The organism is Streptomyces sp. NPDC101118, assembly GCF_044759445.1.
Lineage (GTDB): Bacteria > Actinomycetota > Actinomycetes > Streptomycetales > Streptomycetaceae > Streptomyces.
In genome coordinates, this window is sequence record NZ_JBIVZG010000003.1 from 497,375 (window position 1) to 511,035 (window position 13,661).

Annotated in this window: 12 protein-coding genes; 8 read left to right on the forward strand and 4 right to left on the reverse strand. The window is 75.2% G+C overall.

Going from position 1 to position 13,661, the window contains the following annotated elements; all coding sequences use genetic code 11:
- The first annotated feature begins 256 nt into the window (after window positions 1–256).
- The 4 genes from rpsA (at window position 257) to ACIQUQ_RS08175 (ending at window position 4,127) form a co-directional block, all read left to right on the forward strand.
- Window positions 257–1,759 carry a 30S ribosomal protein S1 gene (rpsA, locus tag ACIQUQ_RS08160; protein ID WP_399940078.1) on the forward strand — a complete coding sequence of 501 codons (1,503 nt, stop codon included), beginning with the start codon at window positions 257–259 and terminating at the stop codon, window positions 1,757–1,759.
- A 149-nt stretch (window positions 1,760–1,908) separates the two neighbouring features.
- On the forward strand, window positions 1,909–2,847 hold the full coding sequence (locus ACIQUQ_RS08165; RefSeq protein ID WP_403972585.1) for a PAC2 family protein: 939 nt from the start codon (window positions 1,909–1,911) through the stop codon (window positions 2,845–2,847).
- Between the two features lie 139 nt (window positions 2,848–2,986).
- Window positions 2,987–3,592, forward strand: coding sequence for a dephospho-CoA kinase (coaE, locus tag ACIQUQ_RS08170; protein ID WP_403972587.1), 606 nt, complete (start codon window positions 2,987–2,989; stop codon window positions 3,590–3,592).
- A 163-nt stretch (window positions 3,593–3,755) separates the two neighbouring features.
- Window positions 3,756–4,127: a tetratricopeptide repeat protein gene (locus ACIQUQ_RS08175; protein WP_403972589.1), complete on the forward strand. Its 372-nt coding sequence runs from the start codon at window positions 3,756–3,758 to the stop codon at window positions 4,125–4,127.
- Between the two features lie 79 nt (window positions 4,128–4,206).
- Here ACIQUQ_RS08175 and ACIQUQ_RS08180 read toward each other — a convergent pair whose 3' ends face one another.
- Both ACIQUQ_RS08180 and ACIQUQ_RS08185 read right to left on the reverse strand, forming a co-directional pair.
- On the reverse strand, window positions 4,207–4,470 hold the full coding sequence (locus ACIQUQ_RS08180; RefSeq protein ID WP_403972591.1) for a DUF6343 family protein: 264 nt from the start codon (window positions 4,468–4,470) through the stop codon (window positions 4,207–4,209).
- 128 nt (window positions 4,471–4,598) lie between these two features.
- Window positions 4,599–5,246 carry a hypothetical protein gene (locus ACIQUQ_RS08185; protein ID WP_403972593.1) on the reverse strand — a complete coding sequence of 216 codons (648 nt, stop codon included), beginning with the start codon at window positions 5,244–5,246 and terminating at the stop codon, window positions 4,599–4,601.
- A 169-nt stretch (window positions 5,247–5,415) separates the two neighbouring features.
- On the opposite strand from ACIQUQ_RS08185, the gene ACIQUQ_RS08190 reads away from it, so the two are divergent.
- The 3 genes from ACIQUQ_RS08190 (at window position 5,416) to ACIQUQ_RS08200 (ending at window position 11,630) form a co-directional block, all read left to right on the forward strand.
- Entirely contained in the window at window positions 5,416–7,182 is a 1,767-nt protein-coding gene (locus tag ACIQUQ_RS08190; protein WP_403972595.1) for a helix-turn-helix domain-containing protein, read from the forward strand.
- Window positions 7,183–7,470: 288 nt separating this feature from the next.
- Window positions 7,471–10,401, forward strand: coding sequence for an SNF2-related protein (locus tag ACIQUQ_RS08195; RefSeq protein ID WP_403972598.1), 2,931 nt, complete (start codon window positions 7,471–7,473; stop codon window positions 10,399–10,401).
- On the forward strand, window positions 10,398–11,630 hold the full coding sequence (locus ACIQUQ_RS08200) for an SWIM zinc finger family protein (RefSeq protein WP_403972601.1): 1,233 nt from the start codon (window positions 10,398–10,400) through the stop codon (window positions 11,628–11,630). Before ACIQUQ_RS08195 ends, ACIQUQ_RS08200 begins: the two co-directional genes overlap by 4 nt.
- On the opposite strand, the gene ACIQUQ_RS08205 is transcribed toward ACIQUQ_RS08200, so the two are convergent.
- A complete protein-coding gene (locus tag ACIQUQ_RS08205) occupies window positions 11,605–12,138 on the reverse strand; it encodes a hypothetical protein (protein WP_403972604.1) in 534 nt (177 codons plus the stop codon). The genes ACIQUQ_RS08200 and ACIQUQ_RS08205 overlap by 26 nt on opposite strands.
- Before the next feature lie 150 nt (window positions 12,139–12,288).
- Between ACIQUQ_RS08205 and ACIQUQ_RS08210 the strand changes: the two genes are divergently transcribed.
- A complete protein-coding gene (locus tag ACIQUQ_RS08210) occupies window positions 12,289–12,939 on the forward strand; it encodes a chaplin (protein ID WP_403972606.1) in 651 nt (216 codons plus the stop codon).
- Window positions 12,940–12,966: 27 nt separating this feature from the next.
- Here ACIQUQ_RS08210 and ACIQUQ_RS08215 read toward each other — a convergent pair whose 3' ends face one another.
- On the reverse strand, window positions 12,967–13,620 hold the full coding sequence (locus tag ACIQUQ_RS08215; protein ID WP_403972609.1) for a DUF2293 domain-containing protein: 654 nt from the start codon (window positions 13,618–13,620) through the stop codon (window positions 12,967–12,969).
- Between the last annotated feature and the right edge of the window lie 41 nt (window positions 13,621–13,661).

The window sequence follows — 13,661 nt, forward strand, 5'->3', positions numbered from 1 at the left end:
GTGTTGCGCCCCGGGTGTCCGCCTTCGCGCATTGACCCTGCCCGGCTGCCCCCGTATGCTACAAGTTGCGCTGCGAGCCTGCGCTCCTCAGACCTAGCAGGCTGCGCTCGCATCTGTTGCAACCCCTCGGTTTTCGAGACCCTCCACGTTCCGTGGATCCAGGGCCTCCTTGGCTGTCCGGCTTACGCAGACGCGACAACGGCTCCCGGCGTAGCAGTACCTACGACTTCATGTCCGTACCGGAGCCCTTTCCCACATGACGAGCAGCACCGAGACCACCGCCACCACTCCGCAGGTTGCGGTCAACGACATCGGTAACGAGGAAGCCTTCCTCGCCGCGATCGACGAGACGATCAAGTACTTCAACGACGGCGACATCGTCGACGGCGTCATCGTGAAGGTCGACCGGGACGAGGTCCTGCTCGACATCGGCTACAAGACCGAAGGCGTCATCCCGAGCCGCGAGCTCTCGATCAAGCACGACGTCGACCCGAACGAGGTCGTCAAGGTCGGCGACGAGATCGAGGCCCTGGTTCTCCAGAAGGAGGACAAGGAAGGCCGCCTGATCCTCTCGAAGAAGCGTGCCCAGTACGAGCGCGCCTGGGGCACCATCGAGAAGATCAAGGAAGAGGACGGCATCGTCACCGGTACCGTCATCGAGGTCGTCAAGGGTGGTCTCATCCTCGACATCGGCCTCCGCGGCTTCCTCCCGGCCTCCCTGGTCGAGATGCGCCGTGTCCGCGACCTCCAGCCCTACGTGGGCAAGGAGCTCGAGGCCAAGATCATCGAGCTGGACAAGAACCGCAACAACGTGGTCCTGTCCCGCCGCGCCTGGCTCGAGCAGACCCAGTCCGAGGTCCGCCAGACGTTCCTCACCACCCTGCAGAAGGGTCAGGTCCGCTCCGGCGTCGTCTCCTCGATCGTCAACTTCGGTGCCTTCGTGGACCTGGGTGGCGTCGACGGTCTGGTCCACGTTTCCGAGCTGTCCTGGAAGCACATCGACCACCCGTCCGAGGTCGTCGAGGTCGGCCAGGAGGTCACCGTCGAGGTTCTCGACGTGGACATGGACCGCGAGCGCGTCTCCCTGTCGCTGAAGGCGACCCAGGAGGACCCGTGGCAGCAGTTCGCCCGTACCCACCAGATCGGCCAGGTCGTCCCGGGTAAGGTCACGAAGCTGGTTCCGTTCGGTGCGTTCGTCCGCGTGGACGAGGGCATCGAGGGTCTGGTCCACATCTCCGAGCTGGCCGAGCGTCACGTGGAGATCCCGGAGCAGGTCGTCCAGGTCAACGACGAGATCTTCGTCAAGGTCATCGACATCGACCTCGAGCGTCGTCGCATCAGCCTCTCGCTGAAGCAGGCCAACGAGTCCTTCGGTGCCGACCCGGCCTCGGTCGAGTTCGACCCGACCCTGTACGGCATGGCCGCGTCCTACGACGACCAGGGCAACTACATCTACCCCGAGGGCTTCGACCCCGAGACCAACGACTGGCTCGAGGGCTTCGAGAAGCAGCGCGAGGAGTGGGAGCGCCAGTACGCCGAGGCGCAGGTCCGCTTCGAGCAGCACCAGGCGCAGGTCATCAAGAGCCGCGAGGCCGACGCCGCTGCCGCCGCCGAGGGTGGCGAGGCCCCGGCCGGTGCCGGTGCCGGTGCCGTCTCCGGTGGTTCGTACTCCTCGGAGTCGGACGACACCGCGGGCGCCCTGGCCTCCGACGAGGCCCTGGCCGCGCTCCGCGAGAAGCTGGCCGGCGGCCAGAGCTGATCGCAGCGCAGCCGCACGGTCGCTGACCGGAAGCTGAAACGGTAAGGCCCGTCCCCTCCGGGGGGCGGGCCTTACCGCGTTTCCGGGGCGGGGAATGGTCACGGCTGTACGGACGTTCTTCGCTGTGAACGCGAGGAGGAGTGGTAACCGTGCTTGATCCGCAGGATTTGTACGAGTGGGACGCCAAGGGCCTGGCGGTGGTCGACCTGGCACTCACGCAGGACTCCGCCGGACTGGTCATGCTCTACCACTTCGACGGGTACATCGACGCAGGCGAGACCGGCGAGCAGATCGTCGAGCGGCTGCTCGACACCCTGCCGCACCAGGTCGTCGCCCGCTTCGACGCCGACCGGCTGGTCGACTACCGGGCCCGCCGCCCGCTGCTCACCTTCCAGCGCGACCGCTGGACCGCCTTCGACGCCCCCACGCTGGACGTCCGGCTGGTCCAGGACGCCACCGGGGCGCCGTTCCTGCTGCTCTCCGGCCCCGAGCCGGACGTGGAGTGGGAGCGCTTCGCCAAGGCCGTGCAGCAGGTCGTCGAGCGGCTCGGCGTACGGCTCTCCGTGAACTTCCACGGCATCCCCATGGGCGTGCCGCACACCCGTCCGGTCGGCCTCACGCCGCACGGCAACCGCACCGACCTCATGCCGGGCCACACCAGCCCGTTCGACGAGGCGCAGGTGCCCGGCAGCGCGGAGTCGCTGCTGGAGTACCGCCTCGCGCAGGCCGGCCACGACGTCCTGGGCGTCGCCGCGCACGTACCGCACTACATCGCCCGCTCCCCGTACCCGGACGCCGCGCTGACCGCCCTGGAGGCGATCACGGCGGCGACCGGTCTGGTGCTGCCGGGCGTCGCGCACGCGCTGCGCACCGAGGCGCACCGGACGCAGACGGAGATCGACCGGCAGATCCGGGAGGGCGACGACGAGCTGGTCGCGCTGGTGCAGGGCCTGGAGCACCAGTACGACGCGGCGGCGGGTGCCGAGACCCGCGGCAACATGATCGCCGAGCCCGCCGAGATCCCGTCGGCGGACGAGATCGGACGGGAGTTCGAGCGCTTCCTCGCGGAGCGGGAGGGCGACGGCTGACGGACGGCGACGGCCGGCGGGGGGCGGCGGGGTGGATCCGGGGTGTCGCCGGGGTGGAACCCCGGGTTCCTCCGGGGCCGGGCGGGGTTTCCGGTGGCCGCCCTGGGGTGTCCCGGGCCGTCGGTCTAAGCTGCCGCCCATGCTGAAAGTGGGCCTGACGGGCGGAATCGGTGCCGGCAAGAGCGAGGTCTCGCGGCTGCTGGCGGGGTACGGGGCGGTGGTCGTCGACGCGGACCGGATCGCGCGGGAGGTCGTGGAGCCCGGTACGCCGGGTCTCGCGGCGATCGTCGAGGCCTTCGGGGAGTCGGTGCTGGCCCCGGACGGCAGCCTGGACCGGCCGAAGCTCGGCTCGGTGGTCTTCGCCGACCAGGACAAGCTCCGTACGCTCAACGGCATCGTCCACCCGCTGGTCGGGGCCCGCTCCGCGGAGCTGGAGGCCGCCGCGGGGCCCGATGCCATCGTCGTGCACGACGTACCGCTGCTGACGGAGAACGGGCTCGCGCCGCTGTACGACCTGGTGGTCGTGGTGGACGCCTCCCCCGAGACCCAACTGGCGCGGCTGACCGCCCTGCGGGGGATGGCCGAGGAGGAGGCACGGGCCCGGATGGCCGCACAGGCCGGCCGGGAGCAGCGGCTGGCCGTGGCCACGCTGGTGATCGACAACGACGGGCCGCTGGAGGCCCTGGAGCCGCAGGTCCGCAAGGTGTGGGAGGACCTGACGGCGCGGGCGGGCGAGAAGGGGTAGGCCGGGGGTTCCCTGGTTCTGGGTTCGCTCCGGGCGCGTTCCGGGTCTCTCCGGGTTCCGTCCGGGTGCGGTCGGGGCCCCCTCCGGGTTCCTTGCGGCCGCTGAACGGAAATACGCGGGGTGCGGGGGCGTCGTACGCCTTCGCCGAGGGAAGGAAGTGACCGTGTCCGAGAGCCTGCACAGCAGTCCGGCAACCCACGTGATCGACTACCGCGCGGCCGAGCAGCTGCTGGCGGCGCGTGACCCGCGCGGCGCCGTGAGACTCCTCGACTCGGTCATAGCCGCCCACCCCGAGAACACGGCGGCCCGCCTCCTGCGCGCCCGAGCCTTCTTCGCCGCCGCGCAACTGCGGCCGGCGGAGCTGGAGTTCGAGCTCGTGCTGGAGCGGGAGCCGGACAACGCCTTCGCGCACTTCGCGCTGGCCCGCACCTGCGAGCGGGCGGGCAAGCACGAGCGGGCCCGCCGGCACTTCCGGCTCGCCGCCGCACTGGACCCACAGCCCGAGTACCTGGCGGCGGCGCGCTTCGACGAGTGAGCCGCCACCGCTCCGGGAGGCCCTGGAGGCCTGCACGGCGGGTGGCGGCCGCCGGGGGCCGGCCGGCGCGCCCGTGGCGTCAGCGGTTGCCGTGGTCGGGCTCGTAGGGCGGGACGTCGGGGCCCGGCTGGTAGTGCGGCCCCTGGTGGATGTGCCGGACGATCATCGTCAGGTCCACGGCCGCGAGGAGCAGCAGCACCCCGCAGGCGGCGGCCCAGCCGGGCCGGCCGACGAGGGCGAACGCCGCCGTGCCCAGCCCGGCCCAGAGCAGGCCCCACACGCTCAGCCAGAACCGCAGCCGCAGCGGGCTGCGGGCGTTGACCGGTTCGTTTCCGCTCCGCATGGCCGTCGCCTCGCCTCGCATCGCCCTTCACCTCCGACGCTCCTACCCGGCGGGGCCGGGGTCAAGGTGCCCCGGGCCGGGCGGGAACGGCGGCTTCGGCGGTCCCGGGGGTTCCCGGTGCCGGCCGGTCAGGGGTTGAGCTTGTTGACCGCGGTGACCGTCGTCTTCTTGAAGGCGGACACGGGTGCCGTGCCGAGGTCGCCCATCTGGTGCCAGCTGACGACCGTGACGGTGGCGCCGTCCCGGCCGATGCCGAACAGGTGGACGCCGTGCTCGGACTCCGGGACCGCGGTGTGGACGCCGTAGACGTGCGCGCCCTCCTCGACCCGGAGCTTGCCGTAGTCGTTCCAGCTCGCGGTGCCGCCGGGCGTCTTGCGCAGCCAGTCGGCGGCGCAGGCGGCGACCTTCTTCTCCAGGGCGGACGCCAGCTTGGCGGCCGCGGTGGAGGAGGCGGCGCGGACCGAGATCTGCTCGGCGCCGGTGTCGTACTCCGTGCCGAACACCCGGTGCCAGGCGCCGGTGGACGGCAGCGTCCGGTCCAGGCAGAACGGCAGGAACTCCGGGAGGCCCTTGGTCACCCTGCCGGTGTACCAGGGGGAGGTGGGGTGCTTCGGGAGGTCCCGGCCGGTGAGGAAGCCGGGTGCGGCGGCCGCGGTGACCGCGGGGGCCGCGGCGAGTGCGCCGGAGGTGTCGGCGAGGGCGGCGGGCCCGGCGAGCCCGGCGGCGGTGGCGATGGCGACGGTCGCCGAGGCGATGGCGACGGAACGCTTGAGCATGGTGGTTCTCCCCGTTTTCGGTCTGTGTTCGTGTTGCGGAGACAGAGTGCCCCGGGCTCGGGGTGTCTGACGACGGAACGTCGGCGATCCGGGACACTGGAACGGCTGTACGTGCCTTCAGCTGGGGGAACGCCCCTGGCATGGAACGGTTTTGCGGGACGGGGGAGCTGTGGGCGGGACGGAACGGGCGGGCGAGACGGAGGAATTCGCGCGCCTGATGCGGGAGCTGAAGGAGCGTTCGGGGCTGAGCTACGGGGCGCTCGCCCGGAAGCTGCACACGAGTACGTCCACGCTGCACCGCTACTGCAACGGCGAGGCGATGCCGGCGGAGTTCGCGGCCGTGGACCGCTTCGCGCGGGCGTGCGGGGCGCGGCAGGGCGAGGCGCTGGACCTGCACCGCGCGTGGCTGCTGGCCGACGCCCGCCGCCGTGCGGCGCAGCGCGCCGAGTCGGCGCCGGGGCAGGCGGCTGCGGGTGGTGCGGGGGCCGCGGGCAGCTCGGGTGGCCCGGCCGGTTCGGTGGGTGCCGGCGGTGGTGTCGGCTCCGCCGGTCCCGCCGGGGCCCGGGCGGCCGGGCGGGGCGGAGCGGTGGGGCCGGCCGGAGCGGCCGGGACGGCAGGGCCGGGCGAGCCTTCAAAGCCGCCCGCTTCCGGCGCGGGCGAATCCGCGGCGTCACCGAACGCGTCCGCGGGGACCGCCGCGTCCGCCGCGTCCGCCGGCTCCGCCGCGACCACCGGGTCCGCAGGCTCCCCGGGCGCGTCCGCCGGCTCCGCTGCGTCCGCCGCGTTCACCGACTCCGCCGCGCCCGCCGCGGAAGCCGAGGCGGCCGGGGTACCGGGAGCGGTCGGAGGCGGCGAGGGTGCCGTGTCCGCCGGTACCGGGGGCGGTGCGGAGCTGCCCGGTACCTTCGGCATCCGGCCCGGAGCCGCGGCCGGCGGCCCCGCCGCCGGGCGGGACGGGGATGCCGGCGGCCCGGAGAGCGGGACGGGTGATCCCGCGGTGCCGGCCCCGTGGTACCGCAGGAGGCGGGCCGTCGGAGCGGCGGCGGCCGGTGCCGCGGCCGGGATCGCCGCGGTGGTGGCGCTGGCGGCCACCCTCCCGGACGGCTCCGGCGGCGACGCCGGACGGCCGGCCGGGAGCACGTACGGCGCCGTGGCGCGCGGCGGGGCCGGTACGGGCACGAGCCCGGCGGCGTCCCCGTCGCCGAGCCCGGCTGCCTCGACCGCCACCCCCACCGCGACCGGCACCCCCGGTGCGAGTGCCTCGCCCACCGCCACCCCCTCCTCCCCGGCGCCGAGGACCTCGCCCGCCGGGGTGCCGGCGGGCGATCCGCTGGCCGTCTCGGTCCGCTCGCACGTCTGGGCCAACGGCTGTGACCACGCCTACCTCAGCGCCCGGGGGCCCGCGGAGATGGCGCCGCCGCCGGTGGAGCAGGACGCCGAGGGGTGGGCCGCCGCGCAGCGGGCCGTACACGCCAAGGACCAGATCGTGGAGGTCACGCTGGCCGGCAAGGGCGCCGGGCCGGTGGTGCTCCAGGCGGTGCACGTGCGGGTGGCGCACCGGCGGGCGCCGCTGGCCTGGAACGTGTACACGATGTCCCAGGGGTGCGGGGGCGCGCTCACGCCCGCGCACTTCGCCGTGAACCTCGACGCCCCGCGCCCGCTGGCCCGCCCGGTCTCCGGGCACGACGGCGAACACGAGATCCCGGCGCCGACGCTGCCGCTGCGGATCTCCGGGGACGACCCGGCCGTGCTGCGGGTGGAGGCCGCGACCAGCGGCTGCGACTGCGACTGGTACCTGGAACTGCGCTGGAGCGCCGGCGGCCGGTCCGGCACCACCCGGGTGGGCGCCGACGGGGGCCCCTTCCGGACCAGTGCGGCCAACTCCCGCCCCACCTACGGCTTCGCGAGCGAACTCGGCCGCTGGTCCCGGGGCTGACCCCCCCGGCCCCGGGCCGGGCCCGCCCGCTCGGCCCGGCCCGCCCTGCTCGGCTCGGCCCGGCTTGCCCCGCTCGGCCTGGCCCGGCCCGGCTCGGCCTGGCCCGCTCGGCCAGGTCCACCCCGCTGGGCCCGGCCCGCTCGGACCGACTCCCGGCCGACGGTCGGTGATCTTCCGTATTCGCAGGTCAGCCGGCTGTCGGTGGTCCGGCCTAGACTCGGCTGACAAGGGTTGTGACTGCCGGGTAGGGGCCCGGCGGGCGGCCGAGGAGACCGGGAGGGAGGCCCCGTGGCAGACGCACTGCGGTTCGCGGCGGCCACCTTCCTGCCCGCGGCCGTGCCCCGCGAGGGGCGGGTCGCCTTCTGGTCCCCGGGCGGGGAGCCGCCGCCCGGGGCGTCCGGCGCCCTCACCGTCGTCGTGCCGCACGGCTCGGGTGCCCGGAGCCGTTCCGTGCCGGCCGTCCTGCTGCCGGTCGACGAGGCGCTCCCGCTGCTGGCCCGCGCCCGGCACGACCCGGCCGCGCACCCCGCGGCGCGCTGCTGGGGCGCGGCCGCCCTGCACGCCCTGCGGCTGGCCGCGTCCGGCCGGCTGCTGCCCGGTCTGACGGCCGAGGACCAGGACGCCTGGCGGGCCGGGCCGCTGGACGCGGACGACGTGGCGCACCTGCGCGCGGTCGCCGCCGCCATGCCGTACGAGGGGCACGCCGCCCCCCTCCCGGGCCGCCGTCCGCTCCGGCTGCCGGAGCCGGAGGCGCTGGTGCGGGCGTTCCTGGACGCCGTCGCCGACGCCCTCCCGCGCACGCCTGCCGCAGCCCACGCCTTCGGCGCCCCGTTCGCGGCCAGGGAGCCGCAGCACGTGCCGGGTATGCGCGAGTGGGCGGCCCGGGTGGCGGCGGGCGCCGACGCCGGAGTCGGCATCTCGCTGCGGCTCGACCTGTCCGCGTACGGCCTCTTCGACCCGGCGGAGGAGCCGGCGCAGGACGCGGCGGAGGAGCTTGTGCAGGACCCGGTGGACGAGACCGCCGACGCCGGTCGGGCGGGCGCCCCGGGGCAGGACGGCACGGCCGGCGCCGGCCCCGGGACCGACCGTGCGGCCACCGCGCGCCGGCACCTCAGGCGCGCCGGGGCGGCCGTCGTGCAGGTGCACAGCCTGGCCGACCCGACGCTGGTCACGGACGCGGGCCTGCTGTGGGCCGGCCGCGCCGCCGACGCCTTCGGCCCCCGGGCCAGGATCGACGCGGTGCTGGCCCTGCGCCGGGCCGGCCGGGTCTGGCCGCCGCTGCTGCGGCTGCTCGACCAGCCCGCCCCGGACGTCCTGGCGCTGTCGGACCCCGAGCTGGAGGAACTGCTCGGCGTGGCGGCGACCCGGCTCGCGGCGGCCGGGGTGCTCGTGCACTGGCCCCGCGAGCTGGCCCGCACCCTCAGTGCGACGGCCGTCCTGCGGGGCCGGACCGCGCCCGGCTCGGCAGCGGACGGCACCTCGTTCTTCGACGCGCAGGAGCTGTTCTCCTTCGAGTGGGAGATCGCGCTCGGCGGCGACCGCCTCACCCCCGGCGAGATGGACGCCCTGGCCCAGGCGCACCGCCCGGTCGTGCGGCTGCGCGACCAGTGGGTGCGGGTCGACCCCGATCTCGTACGCAAGGCCCGCAAGCGGCAGCTGGGTCTCCTCGACCCGGTGGACGCGCTCGCGGCGGCCCTCTCCGGCACCGTGGAGACCGAGGGCGGGCCGGTGCCCGCCGTGCCCGTCGGGGCGCTCGCCGCCCTGCGCACGCGGCTGACGGCCGACCTCGCGCCGCTGCCGGAGCCGTCCGGGCTCAAGGCAACGCTGCGCGAGTACCAGGGCCGCGGACTGGCCTGGCTCGACCTGATGACCTCCCTCGGCCTGGGCGGCTGCCTGGCCGACGACATGGGCCTGGGCAAGACGGTCACCCTGATCGCCCTCCACCTGCACCGGGCCCGCCCGGAGCCCACCCTGGTGGTTTGCCCCGCCTCGCTGCTCGGCAACTGGCAGCGGGAGATCGAGCGGTTCGCCCCCGGCGTGCCGGTGCGCCGGTACCACGGCGCCGGGCGCAGCCTGGAGGGGCTGGACGGCGGCTTCGTCCTGACCACGTACGGCACCATGCGCGCGAGCGCGGAGCGGCTGGCGGCGGTGGGCTGGGGCCTGGTGGTGGCCGACGAGGCGCAGCACGTGAAGAACCCGCACGCGGCCACGGCCCGGGCGCTCCGCACGATCCCGGCCCCGGCCCGGGTGGCGCTGACCGGCACCCCGGTCGAGAACAACCTCTCCGAGCTGTGGGCGCTGCTCGACTGGACGACGCCCGGCCTGCTGGGCCCGCTCACCACGTTCCGCGCCCGGCACGCGCGCGCCGCCGAGCAGGACGAGAACCCGGGGCACGAGGACGCGGTGGCCCGGCTGGCCCGCCTGGTGCGGCCCTTCCTGCTGCGCCGCAGGAAATCGGACCCGGGCATCGCCCCCGAGCTGCCGCCGAAGACGGAGACCGACCACCCGGTGCCGCTCACCCGCGAGCAGGCCTCGCTCTACCAGGCGACCGTGCAGGAGACGATGGCGCTCATCGAGGCGAGCGAGGGCATCGCGCGACGCGGCCTGGTCATGAAGCTGCTGGGCTCGCTCAAGCAGATCTGCAACCACCCGGCGCAGTTCCTGAAGGAGGAGCGGCCGCGCATCGCGCACCGCTCGGGGAAGCTGGCGCTGCTCGACGAACTCCTCGACACCATCCTGGCCGAGGGCGCCTCGGTGCTGGTGTTCACGCAGTACGTGACGATGGCCCGGATCCTCGCCGCCCACCTGGAGGCCCGGGGGGTGAGCGCCCAGCTGCTCCACGGCGGCACTCCGGTGGCGCGCCGCGAGGAGCTGGTGGACCGCTTCCAGTCCGGTGAGGTGCCGGTGTTCCTGCTCTCCCTCAAGGCGGCGGGGACGGGCCTGAACCTCACCCGGGCCGGGCACGTCGTCCACTACGACCGGTGGTGGAACCCGGCCGTCGAGGAGCAGGCCACCGACCGCGCGTACCGCATCGGGCAGACCCAGCCGGTGCAGGTGCACCGGCTGGTCGCCGAGGGCACCGTCGAGGACCGGATCGCGGAGCTCCTGGAGGCCAAGCGGGCGCTGGCCGACGCCGTGCTCGGCCACGGCGAGGCGGCGCTGACCGAGCTGACCGATGCCGAGCTGGCGGACCTCGTCTCCCTGCGGAGGCCCTCGTGACCACCGCGCGGGAGGACCGCCGCCGCACCTTCGACGCCCTGCCGGCCGGTCTGGCGCCCGAGAGCTGGTGGGGCCGGGCCTGGGTGGCCGCCCTGGAGGAGCGCGCCCGCGACTCGGCGCGGCTGGCCCGGGGCCGTACGTACGCCCTGGAAGGGCACGTGGACGCGGTGACCGTCACGCCCGGCCGGGTGGTGGCCTACGTGCGGGGCAGCAGGCCGCGCCCGTACCGCACCTCGCTCGCGCTGACCACGTTCGCCGGCGAGGAGTGGGAGGCGCTGCTGGAGGAGGTGGCGGCCGACCCCGGGCAGCTCGCCGCGCTGCTGGACCGGGAGGTGCCGCAGGCGCTGTCCGGGGCGCTGCTGCCCGGGCGGGGCGACCTCATCCCCAACTGCTCCTGCCCGGACTTCGCCCGGCCGCCGTGCAAGCACGCGGCCGCGCTCTGCTACCGCCTGGCCCGGCTGCTGGACGAGGACCCGTTCGTGCTCCTGCTGCTGCGCGGGCGCGGCGAGCGGGAGGTCCTGGAGGATCTCTCGCGGCGGAACGCCCTGCACGCGGCCCGCGAGCGGCCCGCCGCGGAGCCGGAGCTGCCGGGGGTCCTGGCCCGGACGGCCCTCGCGCCCCGGGAACTCCCGCCGCTCCCCGTGCCGTTGCCGCCGCCGTCGGCCCCCGGGCACCCGGCGGGCTGCCCCGACGATCCGGCCGCCCCGGATCCGCTGGCGCTGGACCAGCTGGCGACGGACGCGGCGGTGCGGGCGTACGCGCTGCTCACCACCGGCACGGACCCGGTCGCCGGTCTCACGCCCTGGCAGGACGCGGCCCGGCTGGCCTCCGCGCACCCCACCTCGGGGCTGACCGGCACGGCCCGCGGCCTGTACCGCGAGCTGGCCGGGGCCACCGGCCGGAGCACCACGGAGCTGGCCCGGGCCGGCGCGGCCTGGCGGCAGGGCGGGCTGGTGGCGCTGACCGTGCTGGAGGAGGCCTGGGACCCGCCCGCGGGACCCTTCGACCGGGCCCGTCCCGCGCTGCTGGCGGCGGGTGAGGGGGCGTTCCGGCCCCAACGCAACCACCTGACCTCGGGCAGCCGCCAGCTCAGGCTGGGCCGGGACGGCCTGTGGTACCCGTACGAGTCCTCGCCGGCCACCCCGCCCGTGTGGTGGCCGGCGGGCCGCCCGGCCGCCGACCCGGTGGCGGCACTGGCCGGGGTCACAGGCGGTCCGCCCACTCCGTGAGCGCGGTGAAGTCCGCCGGGCGCAGCCCCCGGCGGGGGTCGACGTGCAGCAGCAGGCAGGGTGCGTCGTGGCGGGCCGTGGCGTAGACGCGGTCCCGGTGGGTGAACATGTCGTCGACCCAGGCGAACGGCCGGCCCGCCGCCCACTCCAGCAGGGGACGGGTCTTCCAGAAGAGACCGTCGGGGTCACGGGCGAACAGTTCCGGCCACTCGATGACCGGCAGATCGCCGGGCAGCCCCACGTGCGGGGAGATCATCTCGTTCGCCTGGTGCATCCAGGTGGTCGCCCAGGCGAGTTCGTACGGGAGTGCGGTCAGCCGCGCTCCGTGGTCCGGGTGCAGCCGCACCCGGACGCCGCGCCGCGCGCGTCGCGAACCGGGCCGCTGGCGGGCGAGCCAGGGCTCGGGCCACATCCGGTGACTGGTGTATCCGCGCAGGCCGGAGAGGCGGGAGCGGAACGGGTTGAGGGGTCCGTCGACGTCGAGGAGGAGCAGCGGACGATCGGTCATGAAGTACGGAGTACCCAGGACACGATGGAGTGAAATGCGTACCGGCCATAACCCGAATGGCTTCATCGCGTTGATTCCGGTGCGGGTGCGTCACCCGCGGACACTTCTCCGGAAGGCGGGACACAGATGCGGCAGCTTCCTCGAAATGGCTTGATCGCGACGGTCGTTGCGGGTGGGGCGCTCTCCCTCGCGGGCCTCGCCGGGGGCGCCTGGGCCGACAGCGCCGCCGACGGCGCGGCGGCCGGATCGCCCGGACTGGTCTCCGGGAACCTCGTACAGCTCCCGGTCCATGTGCCGGTGAACGTCTGCGGCAACACCGTGAGCGTGGCCGGGCTGCTCAACCCGGCCGCGGGCAACACCTGCACGAACGAGGACGGCCGGGCCCGTCCCGGTAAACCCGGCGGGGGGCACGACGACGGGGGAGAGGGCGAGGACGTGCTGGTGCGCGGCAGCGGAAAGGATTCACCGGGGATCCTCTCCGGCAACGCCGTCCAACTGCCCGTCAAGGTGCCGGTGAACGTCAGCGGCAACTCGGTCAACGTCGTCGGCGTCGGCAACGCCTCCACCGGCAACACGTCCGTCAACGGCCCCGGACCGGTGCGCAGCGGCCCCAAGCCCCCGCAGCCGCCGGTGACGCGCCCGGTCGCGCCCACCCCCCGGCCCGTGGCGCAGCCGCCGCGGCCCGGCGGCCCGGGTCTCGCCCACACCGGGACCGAGGCCCTCGGCTACCTCGCCCCCGCGGGCGCCGGCCTGCTGCTGGGCGGCGCCCTGCTCTACCGGCGGTTCCGCACCGCCCCCTAGGACCGGCGGGGGTGTCTGGGCGGCGGGTCAGGCCGGGTCCCGCCAGGAGGCCATCACCGCCTCGATCCGGGCCGCCAGCCGGGCCCGGGCCTCGAAGCGGGGCACCCCCGCCATCAGCAGCGCGTCGTATTCCGTGTCCATGTGCCGCACGGAGGCGCGCACCGCGACCGCGACCGCGTCTTCGTGCAGGGCGCGGCCGGCCGCACTGCGCCCCACCCGCCCGCTGCCCCGCACCGAGGCGTGCGCGGCGACCGACAGCGCCCGCTCGGGCGGGATGCCGGGGAACAGCCGGCGTATCTCCGCCGCGAACGCCGCGGTGAACCGGCTGTCCTCGGCCGCGCGGCGCACCTGGTCGCGGGCCCGCCGCCGGGCCCGCGCGCCGGCGTCCGCCCGGCACCGGGCCTCGGCCCGGACCAGCGCGGTCCCCTCCACGAGCAGCCCCTGCCGCTCGTGCCTGCGGCGCCGTTTGTTGAACCGCACGACCACGGCGTACAGCGAACTGCCCTCCCGCGCCCGGCGGGTGAGCGCCGTGTCGCCGCGCGGCAGGTAGACCAGGTGCCCGAGGTCGGCACAGTCCAGACAGCGGGGCACGCGGTTCTCCCGGACGTGCCGGCGCAGCGGTCCGGCCCGGCACTCCGCGCAGTGCACCGCCTTGAGGGGTTCGAAGACCACGAGGTTCACCGGATTTCTCCAAGGAAGCCAGGGCCTTCAGCCCCGGGAGG

Coding starts and splice junctions, on each gene's coding strand:
- ACIQUQ_RS08185 (WP_403972593.1), bottom strand. CDS start 5,246: ATGCTCAAGCGTTCCGTCGCCATCGCCTCGGCGACCGTCGCCATCGCC.
- ACIQUQ_RS08205 (WP_403972604.1), bottom strand. CDS start 12,138: ATGACCGATCGTCCGCTGCTCCTCCTCGACGTCGACGGACCCCTCAAC.
- rpsA (WP_399940078.1), top strand. CDS start 257: ATGACGAGCAGCACCGAGACCACCGCCACCACTCCGCAGGTTGCGGTC.
- coaE (WP_403972587.1), top strand. CDS start 2,987: ATGCTGAAAGTGGGCCTGACGGGCGGAATCGGTGCCGGCAAGAGCGAG.
- ACIQUQ_RS08180 (WP_403972591.1), bottom strand. CDS start 4,470: ATGCGGAGCGGAAACGAACCGGTCAACGCCCGCAGCCCGCTGCGGCTG.